The organism is Mesorhizobium liriopis (genome assembly GCF_024053505.1).
Taxonomy (GTDB): Bacteria; Pseudomonadota; Alphaproteobacteria; order Rhizobiales; family Rhizobiaceae; genus Mesorhizobium_B; species Mesorhizobium_B liriopis.
This window is the reverse complement of record NZ_JAMXQS010000009.1, coordinates 84,221-105,694: the sequence shown is the minus strand read 5'-3', so window position 1 is coordinate 105,694 and position 21,474 is coordinate 84,221. Positions and strand designations below refer to the sequence as shown.

General features: G+C 63.9%; 20 protein-coding genes. 17 read left to right on the top strand and 3 right to left on the bottom strand.

Features of this window, described 5'->3' with window-relative positions; translation table 11 throughout:
• Positions 1-128: 128 nt before the first annotated feature.
• Positions 129-815: a helix-turn-helix domain-containing protein gene (locus NGM99_RS18635; RefSeq protein ID WP_252821747.1), complete on the bottom strand. Its 687-nt coding sequence runs from the start codon at positions 813-815 to the stop codon at positions 129-131.
• Between the two features lie 204 nt (positions 816-1,019).
• Between NGM99_RS18635 and NGM99_RS18630 the strand changes: the two genes are divergently transcribed.
• The 4 genes from NGM99_RS18630 (at position 1,020) to glnT (ending at position 5,389) form a co-directional block, all read left to right on the top strand.
• Positions 1,020-1,931, top strand: coding sequence for a class II glutamine amidotransferase (locus NGM99_RS18630; RefSeq protein WP_252821745.1), 912 nt, complete (start codon positions 1,020-1,022; stop codon positions 1,929-1,931).
• A 37-nt stretch (positions 1,932-1,968) separates the two neighbouring features.
• Positions 1,969-2,655, top strand: a complete 687-nt coding sequence (locus NGM99_RS18625) for a GXGXG domain-containing protein (RefSeq protein ID WP_252821743.1) — start codon at positions 1,969-1,971, stop codon at positions 2,653-2,655.
• Positions 2,656-2,673: 18 nt separating this feature from the next.
• Positions 2,674-4,002 carry an FMN-binding glutamate synthase family protein gene (locus tag NGM99_RS18620; protein WP_252821741.1) on the top strand — a complete coding sequence of 443 codons (1,329 nt, stop codon included), beginning with the start codon at positions 2,674-2,676 and terminating at the stop codon, positions 4,000-4,002.
• Between the two features lie 79 nt (positions 4,003-4,081).
• The gene (gene glnT, locus NGM99_RS18615) at positions 4,082-5,389 is read left to right on the top strand and encodes a type III glutamate--ammonia ligase (RefSeq protein WP_252821739.1); all 1,308 of its coding nucleotides are present in this window, start codon (positions 4,082-4,084) and stop codon (positions 5,387-5,389) included.
• Between the two features lie 48 nt (positions 5,390-5,437).
• Here the strand turns inward: glnT and NGM99_RS18610 are convergent, their stop codons facing one another.
• Positions 5,438-6,427 carry a GlxA family transcriptional regulator gene (locus NGM99_RS18610; RefSeq protein WP_252821737.1) on the bottom strand — a complete coding sequence of 330 codons (990 nt, stop codon included), beginning with the start codon at positions 6,425-6,427 and terminating at the stop codon, positions 5,438-5,440.
• Positions 6,428-6,569: 142 nt separating this feature from the next.
• Here NGM99_RS18610 and NGM99_RS18605 point away from each other — a divergent pair, with 142 nt between their 5' ends.
• From NGM99_RS18605 to NGM99_RS18565, 9 genes are all read left to right on the top strand, one after another.
• Positions 6,570-7,823, top strand: coding sequence for a sarcosine oxidase subunit beta family protein (locus NGM99_RS18605; protein WP_252821736.1), 1,254 nt, complete (start codon positions 6,570-6,572; stop codon positions 7,821-7,823).
• A gap of 10 nt (positions 7,824-7,833) precedes the next feature.
• A complete protein-coding gene (locus NGM99_RS18600) occupies positions 7,834-8,139 on the top strand; it encodes a sarcosine oxidase subunit delta (protein ID WP_252821734.1) in 306 nt (101 codons plus the stop codon).
• Positions 8,136-11,066 carry a sarcosine oxidase subunit alpha family protein gene (locus NGM99_RS18595; RefSeq protein ID WP_252821732.1) on the top strand — a complete coding sequence of 977 codons (2,931 nt, stop codon included), beginning with the start codon at positions 8,136-8,138 and terminating at the stop codon, positions 11,064-11,066. The genes NGM99_RS18600 and NGM99_RS18595 overlap by 4 nt, the downstream gene beginning before the upstream one ends.
• Positions 11,059-11,625, top strand: a complete 567-nt coding sequence (locus NGM99_RS18590; RefSeq protein WP_252821730.1) for a sarcosine oxidase subunit gamma — start codon at positions 11,059-11,061, stop codon at positions 11,623-11,625. The genes NGM99_RS18595 and NGM99_RS18590 overlap by 8 nt, the downstream gene beginning before the upstream one ends.
• Positions 11,626-11,702: 77 nt before the next feature.
• Positions 11,703-12,587, top strand: a complete 885-nt coding sequence (gene purU, locus NGM99_RS18585) for a formyltetrahydrofolate deformylase (protein WP_252821728.1) — start codon at positions 11,703-11,705, stop codon at positions 12,585-12,587.
• 221 nt (positions 12,588-12,808) lie between these two features.
• Positions 12,809-14,299 carry a helix-turn-helix transcriptional regulator gene (locus NGM99_RS18580; RefSeq protein ID WP_252821725.1) on the top strand — a complete coding sequence of 497 codons (1,491 nt, stop codon included), beginning with the start codon at positions 12,809-12,811 and terminating at the stop codon, positions 14,297-14,299.
• Positions 14,300-14,415: 116 nt separating this feature from the next.
• Positions 14,416-14,601 (top strand): CsbD family protein, encoded by a 186-nt coding sequence (locus NGM99_RS18575; protein ID WP_252821723.1) that lies wholly within the window; start codon positions 14,416-14,418, stop codon positions 14,599-14,601.
• A gap of 91 nt (positions 14,602-14,692) precedes the next feature.
• The gene (locus NGM99_RS18570; protein WP_252821721.1) at positions 14,693-15,646 is read left to right on the top strand and encodes a PhnA-like protein; all 954 of its coding nucleotides are present in this window, start codon (positions 14,693-14,695) and stop codon (positions 15,644-15,646) included.
• Between the two features lie 136 nt (positions 15,647-15,782).
• Positions 15,783-16,013, top strand: a complete 231-nt coding sequence (locus NGM99_RS18565; RefSeq protein WP_252821719.1) for a hypothetical protein — start codon at positions 15,783-15,785, stop codon at positions 16,011-16,013.
• A gap of 13 nt (positions 16,014-16,026) precedes the next feature.
• Here the strand turns inward: NGM99_RS18565 and NGM99_RS18560 are convergent, their stop codons facing one another.
• Positions 16,027-17,250: an MFS transporter gene (locus NGM99_RS18560; protein WP_252821718.1), complete on the bottom strand. Its 1,224-nt coding sequence runs from the start codon at positions 17,248-17,250 to the stop codon at positions 16,027-16,029.
• Positions 17,251-17,999: 749 nt separating this feature from the next.
• Between NGM99_RS18560 and NGM99_RS18555 the strand changes: the two genes are divergently transcribed.
• From NGM99_RS18555 to NGM99_RS21820, 4 genes are all read left to right on the top strand, one after another.
• Positions 18,000-18,212 carry a hypothetical protein gene (locus tag NGM99_RS18555; RefSeq protein WP_252821716.1) on the top strand — a complete coding sequence of 71 codons (213 nt, stop codon included), beginning with the start codon at positions 18,000-18,002 and terminating at the stop codon, positions 18,210-18,212.
• A gap of 436 nt (positions 18,213-18,648) precedes the next feature.
• On the top strand, positions 18,649-19,959 hold the full coding sequence (locus tag NGM99_RS18550; protein ID WP_252821713.1) for a sensor histidine kinase: 1,311 nt from the start codon (positions 18,649-18,651) through the stop codon (positions 19,957-19,959).
• Positions 19,956-20,645 (top strand): response regulator, encoded by a 690-nt coding sequence (locus NGM99_RS18545; RefSeq protein WP_252821711.1) that lies wholly within the window; start codon positions 19,956-19,958, stop codon positions 20,643-20,645. The genes NGM99_RS18550 and NGM99_RS18545 overlap by 4 nt, the downstream gene beginning before the upstream one ends.
• A 170-nt stretch (positions 20,646-20,815) precedes the next feature.
• Positions 20,816-21,283 carry a hypothetical protein gene (locus tag NGM99_RS21820; protein WP_353937437.1) on the top strand — a complete coding sequence of 156 codons (468 nt, stop codon included), beginning with the start codon at positions 20,816-20,818 and terminating at the stop codon, positions 21,281-21,283.
• The last annotated feature ends 191 nt before the right edge of the window (positions 21,284-21,474 follow it).

The following is a 21,474-nucleotide window of genomic DNA, read 5'->3' as shown; positions in this document are numbered from 1 at the left end:
TTTCAGGCAAACATTGTTGCCTGACAGGAATGACGAACCCAAGCAGAGGAAATGTCAAGCGCAAGACTGTGCTGCGCCGCAGCAAGACTGTTGTGCGCTTGCGGTCCCCTTCGGTGCGAAGCGGGCGTTCAGTCCCCCGCCGCACCTTCGGGATAGGTGATGATCGAAAGATAGCGGATCGGCCGCTTGGAAAGCTTCTCGGGGCCGTGTGGGGCATCGGCGTCGAAGAACAGGCTGTCGCCCGGCGCCATGGCATAAAGGTTGCGGCCATGGCGGTAGGTGACCTCGCCTTCCAGCATGTAGAGAAACTCCATGCCCCCGTGCTGGAAGGTCGGGAAGACATCGGAATCTTCGGAAAGCGTGATCAGATAGGGCTCGACCACCACGCCCGAGGAATTGGGCCCGACATGACCGAGCAACGTGTACTGGTGCCCGGCCCGCGTGCCGCGCCGCTCGACATCGACGCCCTCGCCGCTCTTGACGAAGACGGCGTTGTGCTCCTCCTCGAAGCGCCGGAAGAAGGCGGTGACGGGCACGCCCAGCGCGCGCGACAGCGTTTGCAGCGTGGTCAGCGAGGGCGAGGTCACGCCGTTCTCGATCTTCGACAGCATCCCGATCGAGATGCCGGTCGCGACCGACAGATCAGCCACCGTGATGCCGAGTTTTTTCCGGAACGCGCGCACCTCGCGCCCGATCGCCACTTCCAGCACGTTTTCGGGCGCATCGCGGACGGCATGCGGGTTCTGGTTAAGCGAATTCTTTCGCGCCTGGGATGGCTCGGATGCGTTCGTGTGGCTGGCTTTGGCGTCTGACATTCCGTCCTCGTGAACCGGCGCCGACGCGAACGCTGCGACTTCACCTCAGGTAAAACTCTTATGCCCGAATTACACTCGTGGGAAATTCCGAACAAGGCGTACCTGCGTTAGAAATTGCCTGATGTGAAAAAAACATTCACACCAGTTGAATTCGGAACTGAAGGTGATATCCCTTTCGCAACACAGTCATCAGGGATCAGCCCCATGTGCGGGATCGTCGGACTCTTTCTCAAGGACAAGGCGCTGGAGCCGCAGCTCGGCGCGCTTTTGTCGGACATGCTCATCACCATGACCGATCGCGGACCGGACTCTGCCGGCATCGCAATCTATGGCGGCGCGGCGAATGGCGACGCCAAGATCACCGTTCAGTCGGCCAACCCCGAACAGGATTTCGCCGGGCTTCAGGACAAGATCGAGGATGCGTCCGGCGGCACCGCGAAAGTTGAAATCAAGAGCACGCATGCGGTGATCACGCTCGCGACCGACAAGCTCGATGCGGTGCGTGCGGCACTGTCCACCATCGCACCGACGCTGCGTGTCATGGGCGCGGGCGAAAGTGTGGAGATCTACAAGGAAGTCGGCCTGCCCAAGGATGTGGTCAACCGCTTCGGCGTTCGCGCCATGGGCGGCACGCACGGCATCGGCCATACCCGCATGGCGACCGAATCCGCCGTCACCACGCTCGGCGCCCATCCCTTCTCGACGGGCGCCGATCAGTGCCTCGTCCATAACGGCTCGCTGTCCAACCACAACAATCTGCGCCGCGAACTCAAGAAGCGTGGGCTTCGCTTCGAGACCGAGAACGACTCGGAGGTGGCCGCCGCCTATCTCACCGCCGAAATGGATACCGGCAAGGATCTCGGCCAGGCGCTCGAAGGCGCGCTCGACGATCTGGACGGCTTCTTCACCTTCGTGGTCGGCACCAAGTCCGGTTTCGGCGTGGTGCGCGATCCGATCGCCTGCAAGCCCGCCGTGATGGCCGAGACCGACCAGTATGTCGCCTTCGGCTCGGAATACCGCGCGCTCGTCAACCTGCCCGGCATCGAGACCGCCCGCGTCTGGGAGCCGGAGCCTGCCACCGTCTACTTCTGGGACCATGAAAAGGCCGCGGCCTGAGCCGCGCCTCTCCATTCCTTCCCTCTCAGGATTTCCGATGCCCGTTTTCGACCTTTCCGTCACGCCGCTGCGCGAGTTCAACCAAGCCCTTCACGACATCAAGGACGGCGCCAACGACACGGCCTTCGAGGTCGTCAACCCGCGCGGCCACCATTCGGTGGCGGTCGGCATCGACGCGCCCGTTTCCGTCGAGGTGAAGGGCTCGGTCGGCTATTATTGCGCGGGCATGAATGACGGCGGCACGGTCACCGTGCACGGCTCAGCCGGTCCCGGCGTGGCCGAGAACATGATGTCGGGCACGGTCGTGATCGAGGGCGACGCCTCGCAATATGCGGGCGCCACCGGGCGTGGTGGGCTGCTCGTCATCAAGGGCAACGCCGCTTCGCGCTGCGGCATCTCGATGAAGGGCATCGACATCGTGGTGCACGGCTCGATCGGGCACATGTCGGCCTTCATGGCGCAGTCCGGCAATCTCGTGGTTCTGGGCGACGCGGGTGATGCGCTGGGCGACTCACTCTACGAGGCGCGTCTTTTCGTGCGCGGCTCGGTCAAGAGCCTCGGCGCCGACTGCATCGAAAAGGAAATGCGGCCTGAGCACATCGAGGCTCTCGGCGCGCTTCTCGAAAAGGCCGGCGTGTCCGATGCCAAGCCGGAAGACTTCAAGCGCTACGGCTCGGCCCGCACGCTCTACACCTTCAACATCGACAATGCCGACGCCTACTGAGCGGAGAAACAATCGATCATGAGCTATCACAATCCGCCCACCCCGCCGCGCAAGTCTGCGACCTTCGACGATGCGACCATGGCCGAGATCCGCCGCGCGGCGGCGACCGGCATCTACGACATTCGCGGCGGCGGCACCAAGCGCAAGGTTCCGCACTTCGACGACCTCCTGTTCCTCGGCGCCTCGATCTCGCGCTACCCGCTCGAAGGCTATCGCGAGCGCTGCGACACCTCCGTCACGCTCGGCACCCGCTTTGCGAGAAAGCCGATCAAGCTGAAGATTCCCGTCACCATCGCCGGCATGAGCTTCGGCGCGCTTTCCGGCAACGCCAAGGAAGCGCTCGGGCGCGGCGCGACGCTGTCGGGCACCTCGACCACCACGGGCGATGGCGGCATGACCGACGAGGAGCGCGGCCACAGCCAGACGCTCGTCTATCAGTATCTCCCCTCGCGCTATGGCATGAACCCGCGCGACCTGCGCCGCGCGGACGCGATCGAAGTCGTGGTCGGCCAGGGTGCGAAGCCCGGCGGCGGCGGCATGCTGCTCGGCCAGAAGATTTCCCCCCGGGTCGCCAAGATGCGCAACCTGCCCGAAGGCATCGACCAGCGCTCGGCCTGCCGCCACCCCGACTGGACTGGCCCGGACGATCTCGAGATCAAGATCAACGAGTTGCGCGAGATCACCGATTGGGAAAAGCCGATCTACGTCAAGGTCGGCGGCGCACGCCCCTATTATGACACGGCACTCGCGGTAAAGGCCGGCGCCGATGTGGTCGTGCTCGACGGCATGCAGGGTGGCACGGCGGCCACGCAGGACGTGTTCATCGAGAATGTCGGCATGCCGACGCTGGCCTGCATCCGCCCCGCCGTTCAGGCGCTTCAGGATCTGGGCATGCATCGCAAGGTGCAGCTCATCATCTCGGGCGGCATTCGCTCGGGCGCGGATGTGGCGAAAGCCTTGGCGCTCGGCGCCGACGCGGTCGCCATCGGCACGGCAGCCCTCGTTGCCATCGGCGACAACGATCCGCGCTGGGAAGAGGAATACCGCAAGCTCGGCACCACGGCCGGTGCCTATGACGACTGGCACGAGGGCCGCGACCCGGCGGGCATCACCACGCAGGACCCGGAACTCGCTTCACGCCTCGATCCCGTGATCGCCGGCCGCCGTCTCGCCAACTATCTCAAGGTGATGACGCTCGAAGCGCAGACCATCGCGCGCGCCTGCGGCAAGAACCACCTGCACAATCTCGAACCCGAAGACCTCTGCGCCCTCACCATCGAGGCCTCGGCCATGGCCCAGGTGCCATTGGCGGGCACCTCCTGGGTGCCGGGCAAAGGGGGGTTCTGACCGATCGTCGGGCCCGGCAGTTTGGGAGAGCTGCCGGGCCCGATCATTTTCAAAAGCATAAAAGGCAAGGGGAACTGCATTGACGCTCCAACTCAAGGACTTCGCCGCCGAGCACGGCATCAAATATTTCATGATCTCCTACACGGACTTGTTCGGCGGCCAGCGCGCCAAGCTGGTTCCGGCACAGGCCATCGCCGACATGCAAAAGGACGGCGCGGGCTTTGCGGGCTTCGCCACATGGCTCGACCTGACGCCGGCCCACCCCGACCTTTTCGCGCTGCCCGACCCGTCTTCGGTGATCCAGCTGCCGTGGAAAAAGGAAGTCGCCTGGGTCGCGGCCGATTGCGTGATGGAAGACAAGCCGGTGGCGCAGGCGCCGCGCGTGCTGCTCAAGCGGCTGGTCGGTGAGGCGGCCGAACAGGGCTTGCGGGTCAAGACGGGCGTCGAGCCCGAATTCTTTCTCGTGTCACCCGATGGCAGTGTCATCTCGGACGAATACGACAAGGCCGAGAAGCCCTGCTACGACCAGCAGGCCGTGATGCGGCGCTATGACGTGATCGCCGAAATCTGCGACCACATGCTCGAACTCGGCTGGAAGCCCTACCAGAACGACCACGAGGACGCGAACGGCCAGTTCGAGATGAACTGGGAATATGACGACGCGCTCGCGACCGCCGACAAGCACTCCTTCTTCAAATTCATGGTGAAGTCGGTCGCCGAGAAGCACGGGCTGCGCGCCACCTTCATGCCCAAACCCTTCAAGGGGCTGACGGGCAGCGGCTGCCACGCCCATATCTCGGTCTGGGACGTGGACGGCAAGACCAACGCCTTTGCCGATAGCGCGATGCCCTTCGGGTTGTCAGCGCGCGGCAAGGAGTTTCTGGGCGGCATCATGCGCCATGCCTCGGCCCTTGCCGCCATCACCAATCCGACGGTCAATTCCTACAAGCGCATCAACGCGCCACGCACGATCTCGGGCGCGACCTGGGCACCCAACACCGTGACCTGGACCGGCAACAACCGCACCCATATGGTGCGCGTGCCCGGCCCCGGCCGCTTCGAACTGCGCCTGCCCGACGGCGCTGCGAATCCCTATCTCCTGCAGGCCGTGATCATCGCGGCCGGCCTGAGCGGCATCCGCCATCAAGCCGATCCGGGCCGGCACTACGACATCGACATGTACAAGGACGGCCACACGGTTACCGATGCGCCGCGCCTACCGCTCAACCTGCTCGACGCGCTGCGCGATTATGAGAAGGACGACGAGTTGCAGGACGCGCTCGGCCGCGACTTCTCGAGCGCCTATCTCAAGCTCAAGCGCCGCGAATGGGACAGCTATTGCGCCCACTTCACGGAATGGGAGCGCGAAACCACGCTCGACGTGTGAGTGCTGCCGACAAATCCGGCGGGCGGCGCGGTTGTGCCGCCCCGTTTTCTATTGCGTAGCCGACGGCATCTTCAGCGCGGCACGTCGCCTTTCGCGCGGTGCCGCACCATACTTTTCGGCGAACGCGCGCGAGAAATGCGCGGCACTCGCAAAGCCGCTCATCAACGCGATCTCGAGCACGGGAAGTGCGGTCTGCTGCAGAAGCTGATCGGCCTTGGCCAGCCGCAGGTCGCGGTAAAACACCATCATGCGCGCACCCAGACGCTCGGCGAACAGGCGTTGAAGCTGGCGCAGGCCCACGCCCGAGAGCGAGGCGATCTGTTCGGGGCTCAAGGGATCGGCAATATGGGTGCTCATCAGTTCCACCGCCGCCTCGAGCACCGGATGAGGAAAACCGAGCCTCTGGCCCGCCTGCTCCAATTGCGGCTGATCCGCCTTGCGCAGACCCGGATGGATGAACCAGTCGCTGACATCGCGCGCGAAGGACGCCCCATGCTGGCGGGCGATCAGCGCGCCCATCATGTCGATGGCGGCGACCCCGCCGGCGCATGAATAGCGGTCGCGGTCGATCACGTAGAGCGCGTGTTCGAGCAAAAGATCGGGCGCATATTCGCGCAACGCGTCGAGGTGCTCCCAATGCACGGTGAAGCGCCGCCCTTCCATCAATCCGGCCTTTGCCAGAATGGCCGGCCCGCCCGAAATGCCGCCCAGCGCGACGCGCTTTCGCTGGAGCTGCCGAAGGCTCCGGTCGAGCTCGGCATCGGCGAACAGCATGGGATTGCCGCCGGCCACCACGAAAACGAGGTCCGGGATATCCGCCTCGCTTTGCATGGCTGCAGCCAGCGGCGCGGTCATGAACCCGCCGCCTGCCGTCGACGCCATGAAGCCACCCGCAACGGAAAGAAACGACACGCGGTAAAGCTCGCATCCCGCAAGGAGGTTGGCCGCCCGCAATGGTTCTACGGCGGAGGCGAGCGACATCAGCGCATAGGAGGGTGTCAGGATGAACCCCACCCGCATCGCATCCTGATCGCTCAAAGCCGCTCCGGTTTGTTTCACGGGAAACACTGAGATCACGCGCTTCGCCGGAAGACAAGTTCTCGTCACTTTATGACAAGTCAAAGCCGCTTCGCTACGCTAGACAGAGTTCGATTTTCGAATGATCCGGGAGTGGCCGAGAATGCGCTATTCAGCATTCCGCGTCTTGCAGGAAGCCCTCCGCGGGCACAAAGGCTGGCGTCCGCTGTGGCGCGATCCAGAGCCCCAGGCCGCGTACGATACCGTGATCGTGGGCGGCGGCGGACATGGCTTGGCGACGGCCTATTATCTCGCCAACACCTTCAAGCAGTCGCGCATCGCGGTACTCGAAAAGGGCTGGCTCGGTTCGGGCAATATCGGGCGTAACACCACCATCATCCGCTCGAACTACCTGCTGCCCGGCAACGAGCCCTTCTACGAATTCTCGATGAAGCTTTGGGAAAACCTCGAGCAGGAGTTCAACTTCAACGCGATGGTCAGCCAGCGCGGCGTGGTCAACCTGTTCCACACCGACGGCCAGCGCGACGCCTATCGCCGGCGCGGCAATGCGGCGATCCTGGCAGGTGCCGATGCCGAGCTTCTGGAGCGCGACGCGCTGCGCGCGATGATCCCGTTCCTCAATTTCGACAATGCGCGTTTCCCGGTCAAAGGCGGGCTCCTGCAGCGACGCGGCGGCACGGCCCGCCATGACGGCGTGGCCTGGGGCTATGCGCGCGGCGCCGACCGTGCAGGCGTGGACCTCATCCAGAACTGCGAAGTGACGGGTTTCCGTATCGAGAACGGCACGGTCAAGGGCGTCGAGACTTCGCGTGGGTTCATCGGCGCCAAGAAGGTCGGTGTCGCAGTCGCGGGCTCCACCTCCCGCGTGATGGCTCAGGCCGGCATGGGGCAGCTGCCGATCGAAAGCCATGTCCTGCAGGCCTTTGTCTCCGAAGGGTTGAAGCCGACCATTCCGGGCGTGATCACCTTCGGCGCGGGCCATTTCTATATCAGCCAGTCCGACAAAGGCGGCCTCGTCTTCGGCGGCGATATCGACGGCTACAATTCCTATGCGCAGCGCGGCAACCTGCCGACCGTCGAGGATGTCGCCGAAGGCGGCATGGCGGTGATGCCGATGATCGGCCGCGCGCGGCTCCTGCGCATGTGGGGCGGCATCATGGACATGTCGATGGACGGCTCGCCGATCATCGACCGCACCCCGATCGACGGGCTCTATCTCAATTCCGGCTGGTGCTATGGCGGCTTCAAGGCGACGCCCGCATCCGGTTACGCGTTCGCGCACCTGCTCGCCACCGACCGCCCCCACGAAACGGCTGGCGCCTACCGGCTCGACCGGTTCCAGCGCGGCACCGTGATCGACGAAAAGGGCGCGGGCGCCCAGCCGAACCTGCATTGAGGCCAGTTCCATGCTGATCCCCCATCCCTTGCTCGGCCTGCGCGACGCGCAGGAGTTCTCCTATCTCGGCGACGCATCGCTTCTCCTGCGCCCGGACGGCATGGCTGAGAATGCGGCCGAGACGTTCTTTCCTTACGTCTACCTGCGCGAGAACCCGGCCGGCCTGCACCGTGAATTGTGGTTCCACGAACAGGGCGACCGCTCCTGGCTGGTGGTGACGCGAAACACGGTGACACACGAAATCCTGGGTGCCGAACTCGCCGGCGACGTGGTGGCACGCAACCGCGCCTCGCGTGACGGAGGAGACCTGGCATGAGACTGTCCGGCGGCCTGATCGACCGCAGCCGGACGCTGCGCTTTTCCTTTGACGGCAAGACCTATGCCGGCCATCCCGGCGACACGCTCGCCTCGGCCCTTCTCGCCAACGATGTGCGGCTGATGGGCCGCTCGTTCAAGTATCACCGCCCGCGCGGGGTCATCGCGGCGGGCTCCGAGGAGCCCAATGCGCTGGTCGAACTGCGCGATGGCGCGCGGCGCGAGCCCAACACGCGTGCGACGACCGTGGAACTCTTCGACGGGCTTCAGGCGCGGAGCCAGAACCGGTGGCCTTCGCTTCGCTTCGACGCGATGGCGGTCAACGATCTCTTCGCCAATTTCCTCACCGCAGGCTTCTACTACAAGACCTTCATGTGGCCCCGCGCCTTCTGGGAAAAGCTCTATGAGCCCGCGATCCGCCGCGCGGCGGGCCTTGGAAGCCTGTCGATGCAAGGCGATCCCGACGCCTACGATAAGGGCTTCCTCCATTGCGACCTGCTCGTGGTCGGCGCAGGCGCTGCCGGCCTTGCCGCGGCACTGACCGCCGCGCGGGCCGGAGCGAGAGTTATCCTCGCCGACGAGGACCACCGCCTGGGCGGGCGGCTCTTGGCCGAAAGTCATTCGCTGGACGACCGGCCTGCCACGGAATGGATTGCGAGCCTCGAAGCCGAGTTCGCGAGCCTTTCCAACCTGCGCATTCTTCGTCGCACCACGGTGTTCGGCGCCTTCGACCATGGCATCTATGGCGCGGTCGAGCGCGTGTCGGATCACAAGCCTGAGCCCGGCATCCAGCCCCGCCAGACGCTTTGGCGCATCACGGCCAAACGCACCGTTCTGGCAGGCGGCGCCACCGAGCGGCATATTCCCTTCCGGGACAATGACCGGCCCGGCATCATGCTGGGCGGCGCGTTGCGCGCCTATGCCAATCGCTGGGCGGTGAGCCCCGCGAAGCGCGTCGCGATCTTCACCAACAACGATGATGGCCACCGCACCGCGTTCGATCTCATCTCGCGCGGCGTCGAGATCGCGGCGGTCGTGGACTCACGCCCCAACGCACAGGCGAAAGGCACATATCGCGTCATCAACGACGCGGTCGTGTCCGGCTCCAAAGGACGGCTCGGGCTTCAATCAGTCGCCGTCACGCGCGGCGGCCAGACCGAATGGATCGCCTGTAGCGCGCTCGGCGTATCGGGCGGCTGGAACCCGAACGTGCACCTCGCTTCCCATCAGCGCGGACGTCCTGTCTGGGACGAGGCGCAGCAGACATTTCTGGCCCCCGCGGACCTGCCCGGTGGTATGATCGTCGCCGGCGCCGCGGCGGCCCAAGGCACCACGCATGCGGCACTGGCTTCGGGCGCGGATGCCGCTCTCCGTGCCCTGAACGACCTCGGGATCGCGGCGAGCCGGCCAGCACTACCCGCCGCCGAAGACGCGCCACTGAACCTGCGTCCGCTCTGGCACGTGCCGGGCAAGCACCGCGCCTGGATCGATTTCCAGAACGACGTGACGGTGAAGGACGTCAAGCTCTCGCATCAGGAGAACATGCGCGCGGTCGAGCACCTCAAGCGCTGGACCACGCTCGGCATGGCGACCGATCAGGGCAAGACGGCGAATGTTTCCGCCCTCGCCGTGATGGCCGAGATGACCGGCAAGGGCATTGCCGAAACGGGCACCACGATCTTCCGCCCGCCCTACACGCCGGTTTCGATTTCCGTCCTGGGCGGCGGCAACACGGGCGAGCATTTCCGCCCCCGCCGCCTGACGCCGAGCCACCCATGGGCGGCCGCCCACGGCGCCGTCTTCGTGGAAGTCGGCCAATGGATGCGCGCGCAGTATTTCGTGCGCCCCGGCGAAACGCACTGGAGGCAGTCGGTGGACCGCGAGGTTCTGGCGGCGCGCAAGGGCGTGGGCATTTGCGACGTGACCACGCTCGGCAAGGTTGATGTGCAGGGCGCGGACGCCGCCGAATTCCTCGACCGTCTCTATTGCAATGCGATGAAGAGCCTGAAGACCGGCATGGTTCGCTATGGTCTGATGCTGCGCGAGGACGGGCAGGCCTGGGACGACGGCACCTGCGCGCGGCTGGGCGAGACCCATTATGTCGTGACGACCACCACCGCGAATGCCGGCACGGTCTACCGCCACATGGAGTTCGCGCGGCAGTGCCTGTGGCCCGAACTCGACGTGCAGCTGATCTCGACCACCGATGCCTGGGCACAGTTCTCGGTCGCGGGTCCCAACGCGCGCAAGCTGCTCGAACGCGTGGTGGATGGGTTCGACCTGTCGAACGAGGCCTTCCCCTTCATGGCCTGCGCCAATCTCTCGGTCTGCGGCGGCGCGCGCGCGCGCCTCTTCCGCATCTCGTTCTCGGGCGAGCTGGCATACGAGATCGCGGTGCCCGCGCGCTACGGCAATGCGCTCTTCGCGCGCCTGGTCGAGCTGGGACAGGATCTGGGCGCGACGCCTTACGGCACCGAAGCGCTCGGCGTGTTGCGCATCGAGAAGGGCCATGCTGCCGGCAACGAGCTGAACGGCCAGACCACGGCGCAGATGCTGGGCATGGGCCGGATGGTCTCGACCAAGAAGGATTCGGTTGGCGCGGTGATGTCGCGGCGCGAGGGCTTGGCCGCCGACACGCGCGTGCTGGTCGGCCTCCAGCCGGTGGATCCGTCCGAGCCTGTGGTCGCCGGCTCGCATCTTTTTGCGGAAGGCGCGACACAGGAGACGGCGACCGATCAGGGCTGGATCACCTCCGCCTGCTTCTCGCCCCATATCGGCTCCAGCATCGGCCTGGGTTTCCTGGCTGACGGCGCGGCGCGTCGGGGCGAAGTGATCGTCGCGGCCAACCCGATCCAGAACCAGAGCGTGCGCCTGCGCGTCGTGTCCGCCCACTTCGTCGATCCGGAAGGAGAGCGTCTGCGTGCCTGATCTTGAGCCTATCACAGCGCTTGGCAGCAACGCGCCCCGCAGCCTGAGCAGCGGCAGCCTTACGCTTGAAGAGAACGCTGCCTTGGCGCTGGCATCCGTGTCCTTGCGCCGGAACGCCCCGAAGCCGTCGCCTTTCGGTCTCGACCTCCCCGGCCCTGGCGGCTGGACGGGCTCGCAAGGAGTTTCGGCCTTCTGGACCGGCCCCGGTCAGTGGATGATCGAGGGGCATCACCGCGCCGACAGCGACTTCGCGGTGGAAGTGGCCACATCGTGTCCCGGCTGTTCGGTGACCGAGCAGACGGATGGGTTCGCCGCCTTCGAAATCCGGTCCTCGATGGGCGAGAAACCGATCCTTCGCTTGATGGAAAAGCTCGTCAACATCGACGCGAGCCGCCTTTCTGCCGGTTCGGCGACGCGCACGGGCCTCGAGCATATGAGCGTGTTCGTGATCCGGCGCGCACCCGATCGCGTCGCCGTTCTGGGCATGCGCTCGGCGGCGGGTTCGATCTGGCATGCGCTCGAAGTCGCAATTCTTCGCTTGAACGCCGCGGCTGCTTGAGCCTTTCACAACGCTGACACCTTATAGCTGCCGCTGCGCGATGCGCAGGCTACGCTTGTTTCGAACTGGAAAGATTGATGAGCAGATACATCCTCACCGTTTCCTGCATCAGCCGTCGCGGCATTGTCGCTGCGATTGCGAGCTATCTTGCGGACAAGGGCTGCAACATCACCGACAGCGCGCAGTTCGACGACGACAATACGGGCCGCTTCTTCATGCGCGTGGTGTTTCACTCGGAAGACGGCGTGGGCCTTGATGCCATCGAAGCCGGCTTTGCACCGATCGCCGAACAGTTCGGCATGACCCATGCCTTCCATGACACCGCCCAGCGCATGAAAGTGGTGCTGATGGTGTCACGCTTCGGCCATTGCCTGAACGACCTGCTTTACCGCTGGAAGATCGGCGCGCTGCCCATCGACATCGTGGCGGTGATCTCCAACCACCTCGACTACCAGAAGGTGGTGGTCAACCACGACCTGCCCTTCCACCATGTGCCCGTCACCAAGGCCAACAAGCCGCAGGCCGAAGGGCGCATCATGGAGATTGTGGAGGACACGGGCGCCGAACTCATCGTGCTAGCGCGTTACATGCAGGTGCTTTCAGACGCGATGTGCCAGAAGATGTCGGGCCGCATCATCAACATCCACCACTCCTTCCTGCCTTCCTTCAAGGGCGCCAACCCCTACAAGCAGGCCTTCGAGCGCGGCGTGAAGCTGATCGGGGCGACCGCGCACTATGTGACGGCCGATCTCGACGAAGGCCCGATCATCGAGCAGGATGTGGCCCGCATCACGCATGCGCAAAGTGCGGCGGACTATGTCTCGATCGGACGCGATGTGGAAGCGCAGGTCTTGGCTCGCGGCATCCACGCCCATATCCAGCACCGCACCTTCCTCAACGGCGACCGCACGGTCGTCTTCCCGCCATCCCCCGGCGCCCATGCCTCCGAACGCATGGGGTGAGAAAAAAGCCCGCGAAAGGTCGCTGAACGGGCTTCACCTCACGCCGATCCAAACGGCATTCAGCTTCGAAGCAAGCCCCAGCGGACAGTCCGCTCGCTGGAAGGCTGCGCTTGTGCCCCCCACTCCTGATCGAGAGGCAATGGGCGCCATCACCTGCTGCTCTTGCCCAATTCCTTCCGGGCCTCATTTGGATCGCCACGGAATGAGGTCTTGGGGTGAGAATGGAACAGCTTCGGCGGTTTGAGCTGGAGGAAGTGGTGCGCTCGCTGACGGAAGGCGTCATTCTGATCGAGCCCGACCAGAGCATCACATTCGCTAATCCCGCCGCGCTGAGCATGCACGGCGTCGGCGATATGGGCGAACTCGGCCAGTCGGTGAACGAGTACCGCAGCCGCTTCATCCTGCGTTATCGCAACAATCATCTCGTGAAGCCCAGTGAGTACCCGATCGAACGGGTGCTGAGCGGGCAGTCCTTCGACGAAGTCATCGTCGAGGTGGAAAGGCGCGATGTTCCCGAACAGCGATGGACGCACCGGATCCGCAGTCTGGTCGTGAACGATCCCAAGGGCGCGCCAGATTGCCTGGCTCTCGTGATCGCCGATGTCACGGAGCAGTTTCAGGCCCAGGATCGTTTCGAGCGTACCTTTGCCGCCAACCCCGCACCGGCCTTGATCTGCCGGCTGGCCGACCAGGCTTTCATCAAGGTCAACCAGGGCTTCCTGGAGATGACCGGGTTCGAACGGGACGCGGTGCTGGAGCAGACGCTGAGTGACATCGACGTCTTCCGCCAGGCCGACCAGCGCAACCTTGCGCTGCGCAAGTTGCAGCTTGGCGAAACGATCCCGCAGATGGAGGCTTATCTCGAACTGCCGGGCGGCACCGACAAGCTCGTGATCGTGGCCGGTCAGCCCCTCGAGGTGGACGAAGCCGCCTGCATGCTGCTGACTTTCGCCGATCTGGAGCCGAGGCGGCTCGCCATGTCGGCGCTCAAACAGCGCGAAGAGCAGATCGCGAAACTGTTTCGCCTGGCGCCCGCGCCCATGTCCCTTTGGCGCAGGCACGACCGGCGCTTTCTCGACATCAACGAGGCCTTCTGCACGGTCACGGGCTATCGCGCGCGCGATATCGTCGGCCAATCCTCCGATCAGGTTTCGCTCTGGACGGATGACGACAGCCGAAACCGCTTCCACGACGCGATCGCGCTCAAGGGAAGCGTCACGGGGTTCGAGACCCGCATCCGGCGCAAGGACGGCGACGAACTGATCGTGCTCGTCTCCGCCGACACCGTGGTCATCGACAGTGCCGAATGCCTGCTCTGCGCCTTCCAGGATGTCTCCACGCGCAAGCAGACGGAAGCCGAGCTGATGCGCGCCATCGAGGCCGTCATGAGCGATGCCTCATGGTTCAGTCAGGCCGTGATCGACAAACTGGCCGCGCTCAAGGCACCGGCCCGCTCCGACCGCTCCCTCATGCCATCGGGCACTGCCGACCTTTCCGCGCGTGAGCGCGAGGTGCTGGAGCGCTTGTGCCGTGGGCTCGACGATCCGTCCATCGCAGCGGATCTCGGCGTTTCGCGCCATACGGTGCGCAACCACGTCGCATCGCTCTTCCGCAAGATCGGCGTCAACCGCCGCAGCGACGCTGTGGTCTGGGCGCGGGATCGAGGCTTCGGCACGGATCAGCTTCACAAGACGCGAAAGCGGCGGCGATAGTATCCCTATACTGGCAGGGATAGTCTTTTTGAACCGATTGGAACCGATAAACAAATGTTTGGTTCTTGCCCCGCAAGGCAGGTCGATCGGACCGGAATGCCTTTGGAGGCAACGTCATGAATGAAGATCAGTTCAAGGGCACGGCCAAGCAGGTCAAGGGCTCGGTCAAGGAAGCGATCGGCAAGCTCACCGGCAACGAGCGCACCGAGGCCGAAGGCAAGGCCGAGAAGGCTGCCGGCAAGGTGCAGGACAGCGTCGGCGACGCCAAGGAAGGCGTGAAGCGCACGATCGACCGCATCTAGGCGCTCAGTCAACCAGGCATCATCATGCACCTGACGGTTATGCCCCCGTCAGGTGCCCGCATGTGCGATCGGGCATGATCAGGACAATTCAATGAACGACGTTTTGAAGTCCGAGGGCCTGCGCCCCCGTGCGGACAACGACACCCCATACCGCGTCGCAACCACAGCCGACGACTTCCGCACCGTGGCGCTCAACCGCGTCTCGTGGGGAGCCGTGTTCGCGGGCATCGTCATCGCCCTCGTGGTCCAGCTTCTGTTGAGCCTTCTGGGTGTCGGGCTGGGTGCCACGACGCTCGACCCGGGCACGGCCGACAACCCGTCGGCGGCAACCTTCTCGATCGGTGCCGGCATCTGGTTCCTGGCTTCCGGAATCCTGGCCTCGCTGACGGGAGGCTATGTGGCGGGACGGCTGTCGGGTCAGCCGAAAGCTTCGAGCGCTGCGTGGCACGGCGTCACGACCTGGGCGGCAACCACGCTGGTGATCTTCTACCTCCTGACCTCGACCATTGGCGGACTGATCGGCGGGGCCTACACGACGCTGACCAATGCGCTCGGCAATGTCGCGACGACCGTCGGCGCAACGGCCCAGACGGCCGCACAGGTTGCCGCACCGAACCTTTCGGGCATCGCCGATCCCTTCTCGTCGATCGAACAGTCGATCCGCTCGACGGCTGGCGGCACGGATCCTGCCGCGCTTCGCGATGCTGCCGTGTCTGCCGTGCGCGCCGCGCTGACGGGTAATGAAGCAGAGGCGGAGCAGGCACGCGAGCGCGCCGCTCAGGCCATCGCGGCTGCCCGCAATGAACCGATCGAACAGGCGCGGACCGAGGTGCAGCAATATGAGCAGCAATATCGTCAGACCGTGGATACGGCCAAGCAACAGGCAACCGTTGCTGCGGATGCGGCTGCGTCCGCGGTGGCCCGTGCTTCGCTGTTCGGCGCGTTGGGTCTGATCCTCGGCGCCTTGGCCGGCTGGTTCGGTGGGCGCATGGGCGCGGTCAACCCCGTGACCGGCGATCGCGTGGTCACCGCATCGAGGCCCTGACGCAACCGGGTCCACGGGCCGTCCGCTTGCCGGTTACCGGCGCGGACGGCTCGGTTGACCGGCAAGCGGGATAACAGCAGGCGGCATTTCTTTCCGCTCCATCCCCTCCAAACAACAAGCTTCTCGGGAGATGCTCATGTCGGATCTTGTGCCCTTCAACAGAATGCTGTGCACCTTGCTCATCGGCCAGCTCGAGCGCGAGGTCGAACAGTTCCGCTCAGGCGCGATCCGTGTCACCCAGCGCGAAGGCATGGGACCGGATTGGAAAGACGAAACCCATATCTGGTTTCAGCGGGCGCAGGATCGGCTGGACGGTCTGCGGACAATGCTCCAGGACGCCCAGGAGGGGGATGCTCACCGGCCATAAACTGAGGATGCTGTCATTTCCTCGCAAACAGCCGATGCCGGACGCTCGCGAAAGCGAACATCGACAAAGCCAGAAGCGAGATGGCCGCTCCCACCAGAAACGTCATCCGGGATCCGTAACTGTCCCAAAGAAAGCCCGCTGCGACATTGCCGATCAGGACGACGATCCCCGTCGCCAAGTTGAACATGCCGAAGGCGGTGCCTTTCAGGTTCGCCGGCGCCGTATCCGCGATGAGCGCAGCGAGAAGGCCTTGCGAAAGGCCCATATGAAGGCCCCACAAGACGATCCCCAGCAGGAAGGTGGATGTGAAGGACGCCAGCGCGAGCACCAGATAGGCCGCGACAAGAACCACGAGGCTTATGAACAGCAGCGCCGTTCTGCCGAGCGCATCCGAGAGGCGGCCGACCGGATAGGCGGTCAGGCCATAGATCGCATGCATGACGACCATGGTGAGCGGAACCATGGCCGGTGTGAAGCCGGCTTCGTCAGCCTTGAGCAAGAGAAAAGCTTCGCTGAAGCGCGCGGCGGTCAAGAGGCTGGCGGCACCGATCACGAACCATGCCGCGCCGCTCAGCCTGGCCGCGTCCGCCAAGCGGAACGGCTTCGTTTGAGGGGCGGAGGCTGAAGACGGCGCGGGCTCCCGGATGCCCACGATCAGCAGTGCCACGGCGAGACTGGCCGGAACCACCGCTATCCAGTACACCGCCTGCACATCGTTGTTGAAGGCGATCATCAGAGCCATGGCCATCAGGGGGCCGACAAAACCACCCACGGTGTCGAGCGATTTGCGCAACCCGAAACTCGCACCGCGCAGCTCGGGCGGTGTCACATCCGCGATCAGGGCATCGCGTGGCGTGCCACGAATACCTTTGCCGACACGATCGAGGGCTTTGGCCGCGACGATCCAGCCGACGGCTCCCGCCAGGGGAAAGATGAACTTGGAAAGCGCGCCGAGCCCATAGCCCAGGACCGCCAGAGGCTTTCGCCGCCCCGTCAGGTCCGAAACCAGACCTGAGAACAGTTTGGTGAGCGTCGCGATCGCAACCGACAAGCCTTCGACAAAGCCGACAAAGGTGGCTGAGGCTCCGAGACCGGCAATCAGATAATAGGGAAGAAGCGTCTGGACCATCTCGGATGAGATATCCATCAGCAGGCTGACGCATCCCAGAACCCATACGGTGCGGGGGATGCCGGCGGAAGTGCCTGCAAGACGATGAAAGCCTGCGGAAGAGGACACGGCGTCTCCCTCTTTTGGGGTCGTTGCTCCCGGGTATGGAGCCGATATCGGCACCGCATAGCTGCGCGGACCGCGTCTTTCCAGTCATCGAGCGCAGGAAGCGTCATCACTTGGCTTGCAAATGCCGAAGTTCTTCGGTGCACATCGACTGACCGAACAATGGGCGCGATGGCCTCAAGACTTTCTTTCGGCCTCATGATGGCAGGCGTTTGCAGTGAAGGCGCAGTATAACGGATCATCTTTGGGACTAAAGACCGACAGCAGATAGGCCTCTGGTCCGCAGCTGCTCTGCAATGGTCCTGCAACGGCAACGCTTGCGCATTCCGCACATTCCATGGCGGCCTCGATTGAGGTGACGATGTATCGGTGCGGATGCAGGCAGGGTCATGAGGTGGATCAGAACGATCGGTTGGGCGGCGTCCGTCGGCGCATGCTGTTTGTCCGCTTCGGTGGCTTTCGCGCATGACGTTCGTTCGTCCGATGGCCAGCCCTGGCCGCATGATCATTCGGCCTCGCCAGTCGCCATGCAAGTGATCCGCAATGTCACGCCGACCGCTTCCAGCACTCATTCGTGCGAGGAGGCGACCTGGCCGGACATTCCACCGCATTGCCTCGAGCGGGGTCTCGAGCGGCCGATTGGAACCGCACCGGAAAAGCCTGCAGTCGTTGCAGCAGCAGACAAGGAAGGCCGGATCCGGGTGACCTTGAATGCGAAGCCAAGTTCATACTGACGAAAGGATCAGGGGTTCATGAGTGAAGACCGTACGACGATCGTGACGACGGATAATGGCAGCAGTGCCGGCTGGGCGGTTGCCATATTCATCCTGGCGCTGGTGATCGGCGCCTTCCTGTTCTTTGGTGGGCTCGACCTTGTGAGAGGCGGCGGTGGCGGTGGCGGCACCGATGTCAATGTGAAGATCGACGCGCCGAAGCCTCCGGCAGCCGGTGGTGCGAGCAACTAAGGTCGGTTCGACGGCCAGGTCGCGATAAAGGTTTCCGCCGACGAGGCGGTCTCTGAAACCCGAATGCCCCGTCCCTTCCATTCGGGCCCAGACCAGGAGATGGCCGCAAGGCCGCTCCTGGTCTATTTGTATCATAACTTAGCCGGCAAAGACTTGTTTCAGGCGGCATTCGAGATATTGCATATCGAATGAACCTTTCTGCCGCACTCTTTCGCATCACGGGCCTCGACGGTCACAACGGTGAAAGCGCGGGCGAAACCAACCATGCGGCAACGCGGCTACGCGCACTGCCATTGACTGTGCCGCCTCACGGAAGGCTGATGTGAGACGCCCCGGTCCGATCTCCCCGATTTGGCGCTCTGCCCAAAGACGCTGGATGAAGCTCTCCTTGGCGAAGCAGTTCCTGCTTGCGGGTGGGGCGGCGTCGCTCGCGGCGATGATCCTTGCCGGCTTCATCGTCACGCGGCTCATCGAGGCGGCCGTGACCTACAATGCCGGCGCGACGACAGCACTTTACGTGGACAGCGTGATCGCTCCGCTTCTGCCGAACATGCAGGAGAAAGGCCAGTTCGGAGACACGGACATTCGTGCCCTTGACGAAACGCTGGGCCAGGGCGCGCTGGGTGAAAGACTCATGTCGTTTCGGCTCTGGGACCGGGATGGGCGGATCATCTATTCCAGCGACAAGGAACTGACCGGGCGTCGCTTCCCCGTGAATTCAAAGCTGCGGGACGCCTTTGATGGCACGGTCGTCGCCCAGTTCGAGCGAGCGGAGGATCCTGAAAGCCAAAAGGAGAAGAGCAGCGGAAGACCGCTCTTGGAAATCTACAATCCCATCCGCCAGCCCTGGTCCGGTGAAGTCGTCGCCGTATCGGAATTCTACGAGATCGCCGAAGGGCTGGAGAGGACACTGTTGCGCGCGCAGTTGTGGAGCCTGTTCGCCGTCGTCGGTTTGACGCTCGTCTTCTTCGTTGTCCTGTCGGCCATCGTGCTTCGCGGAAGCCGCATGATCGACACGCAACGCCTGTCGCTTTCCGCCCGCGTGGCGGAGCTCTCCAGACTGTTGTCGCAGAACGAAGCCCTGCGTCTGAAGGCACGGCAAGCGTCCGAGCGCGTCTCGGCCTTGAACGAAAGCCACCTCAGGCGGGTGGGCGCCGATCTGCATGACGGCCCGGCACAACTGATCGCTTTCGCGTCCCTTCGTCTCGAGAGCCCGCTTCTGACCGAACCCACGGTCGAAGACGCGAGGCGCGACAAGGAAATACAGGCCATCAAGACCAGCCTGGATGACGCCATGGCCGAGATCAGGACGATCAGCCACGGCCTGGTTCTGCCTCAAGTGGAAGCCGCAAGCCTCAGTGACATCCTCAAGACCGCCGCACGCGCGCACCAGCAACGCACGAACGCGCCGGTTGCCCTGTCTCTACCCGCCGAAGATTTTGAATTGTCATCATCCGAGAAGACTTGCATTTACCGCTTTGCGCAAGAAACGCTGAACAACGGCTACCGCCATGGTGGTGGCATTGATCAGCGCGTCGCGGCATCGATACACAACAGCGAACTGGTGATTGAAGTTTCCGACGCGGGCCCCGGATTCGCCACGCCACCCGAGCCATCCCATGGGCTGGGGCTGGCGGGGCTGCAAGACCGGGTCGAGAGCCTCGGCGGCCAGTTCAGCGTGGATTCATCAGCAAACGGTACGATCGTCCGGATGAGTTTGTCGAAGAAAAATTCGGGACTGGGATGACATCGATGATCAGGATCGCTGTGATCGACGACCATCCCTTGTACAGGGAAGGCGTGACCCGCAGCCTCAGCGAGATCGGCGGGTTCCAGATCGTAGGGGAAGGCTCCACGACGGATGATGCGCTTCGTATCGTCGCCGACGAAGAGCCTCAGATCGTTCTCCTCGATATCTCGCTTCCCGGCGGGGGGCTGAACGTCATCACCGAACTGATGGCCAGGAACCCCAACCAGAAGATCGTCATGCTGACGGTGTCCGAGGACAGGGAAGACCTCATGCGGGCGCTGAAGGCCGGTGCCAGCGGCTATGTGCTCAAGGGCGTCGGCGCGCGCAGTCTCGCGGATATCATCCGCGCCATCGACGGAGGCGAGCAATATGTTTCGCCAGCGCTGTCTGCCCGGCTGCTGACGGCCCTTTCGACGCCTGACGCGACGAGCGACGCGCGCGACCCGCTGCGCGGATTGACCGAGCGCGAGCGGGAGGTTCTGACGCTCGTCGCCTCAGGAATGAGCAACAAACGCATCGGTTTGACGCTCGATCTCGCGGAAAAGACGATCAAGCATCACATGTCGCGGATCATGACCAAGCTTTCCGTGGCCAATCGCACCGAGGCCGCGATGATGCTGCGCGACGCGCAGCAGAAGAAGATCGGCGGAGTTGGGGCCGAAAACCCCTCTTGGGGCGGATGACGTCGACAGCCCTGCGCCGGGACGAGATTCCAACACTCTGATCGGTTCTACCTCGTGCCGAGAAAGCGCTTTCGGTCGGCATCCATCGCACGTCGATTGATGATCGTACGGCCACGCGCATCGCGCATCTCGTAGCGGCCGTTCGCTATCCTTTCCTGAACGCCGTTCCGGTGACGCAGCTCGACAGCAAGCTTGCCGATCGGAGCGGAGCGTATCGCGTCTGGAGACGTCTCGGCGGAAACGGCGTCGCTTCGAGCCTTTCCGTTCGTGCTCTGACTGGATGTCCCGGCGTCATTGCCACGGACCCGCCCGCCGGCACCATTGCCGTTTCCATTGCCTCCATTTCCGTTGCCGTTGCCCTTGCCACCGTTACCATTGCCGTTGCCACCGCCGTTACCGTTGCCGCCCCCATTGCCGCCACCGTTGCCGCCACCGTTGCCGTTGCCACCCCCATTTCCGCCACCGTTACCGTTGCCACCCCCATTTCCGCCACCGTTACCATTGCCACCACCATTGCCGCCTTTCGCTTCGGCGGATTGCGGCTCCAGAACGGGACCGTCCGCCTGCCAGCCGATCCGGACAGGCAGCAGAGCAAGAATGGCGGTCTGAAAACAGGTGGTCAGCAATCTGCGACGTGACGGCATCGCAATCTCCCAATCGTCATCCACTCAGCCGATCAGGCACGAGCGTGCCTTATTGATGGCAAATCCATCGCGCGTCCGGCCTTTACCAGTATCGAGCCTCATATCGCAGGCGTCGAAACGCTTCGAAGGTGGCGACATCCGATAGCGTTTGCGCAGCAGCATGTCTGCGACGATAATTAAATGCC

What these genes read in the sequence shown, in the direction of transcription:
- NGM99_RS18580 (WP_252821725.1), top strand. Translation starts at nt 12,809, where the DNA reads ATGGAACAGCTTCGGCGGTTTGAGCTGGAGGAAGTGGTGCGCTCGCTG.
- NGM99_RS18545 (WP_252821711.1), top strand. Translation starts at nt 19,956, where the DNA reads ATGACATCGATGATCAGGATCGCTGTGATCGACGACCATCCCTTGTAC.
- NGM99_RS18595 (WP_252821732.1), top strand. Translation starts at nt 8,136, where the DNA reads ATGAGACTGTCCGGCGGCCTGATCGACCGCAGCCGGACGCTGCGCTTT.
- NGM99_RS18620 (WP_252821741.1), top strand. Translation starts at nt 2,674, where the DNA reads ATGAGCTATCACAATCCGCCCACCCCGCCGCGCAAGTCTGCGACCTTC.
- NGM99_RS18565 (WP_252821719.1), top strand. Translation starts at nt 15,783, where the DNA reads ATGTCGGATCTTGTGCCCTTCAACAGAATGCTGTGCACCTTGCTCATC.
- NGM99_RS18635 (WP_252821747.1), bottom strand. Translation starts at nt 815, where the DNA reads ATGTCAGACGCCAAAGCCAGCCACACGAACGCATCCGAGCCATCCCAG.
- purU (WP_252821728.1), top strand. Translation starts at nt 11,703, where the DNA reads ATGAGCAGATACATCCTCACCGTTTCCTGCATCAGCCGTCGCGGCATT.
- NGM99_RS18605 (WP_252821736.1), top strand. Translation starts at nt 6,570, where the DNA reads ATGCGCTATTCAGCATTCCGCGTCTTGCAGGAAGCCCTCCGCGGGCAC.
- NGM99_RS18630 (WP_252821745.1), top strand. Translation starts at nt 1,020, where the DNA reads ATGTGCGGGATCGTCGGACTCTTTCTCAAGGACAAGGCGCTGGAGCCG.
- NGM99_RS18555 (WP_252821716.1), top strand. Translation starts at nt 18,000, where the DNA reads ATGAGTGAAGACCGTACGACGATCGTGACGACGGATAATGGCAGCAGT.
- NGM99_RS18550 (WP_252821713.1), top strand. Translation starts at nt 18,649, where the DNA reads ATGATCCTTGCCGGCTTCATCGTCACGCGGCTCATCGAGGCGGCCGTG.
- NGM99_RS18625 (WP_252821743.1), top strand. Translation starts at nt 1,969, where the DNA reads ATGCCCGTTTTCGACCTTTCCGTCACGCCGCTGCGCGAGTTCAACCAA.
- NGM99_RS18575 (WP_252821723.1), top strand. Translation starts at nt 14,416, where the DNA reads ATGAATGAAGATCAGTTCAAGGGCACGGCCAAGCAGGTCAAGGGCTCG.
- NGM99_RS18600 (WP_252821734.1), top strand. Translation starts at nt 7,834, where the DNA reads ATGCTGATCCCCCATCCCTTGCTCGGCCTGCGCGACGCGCAGGAGTTC.
- NGM99_RS18570 (WP_252821721.1), top strand. Translation starts at nt 14,693, where the DNA reads ATGAACGACGTTTTGAAGTCCGAGGGCCTGCGCCCCCGTGCGGACAAC.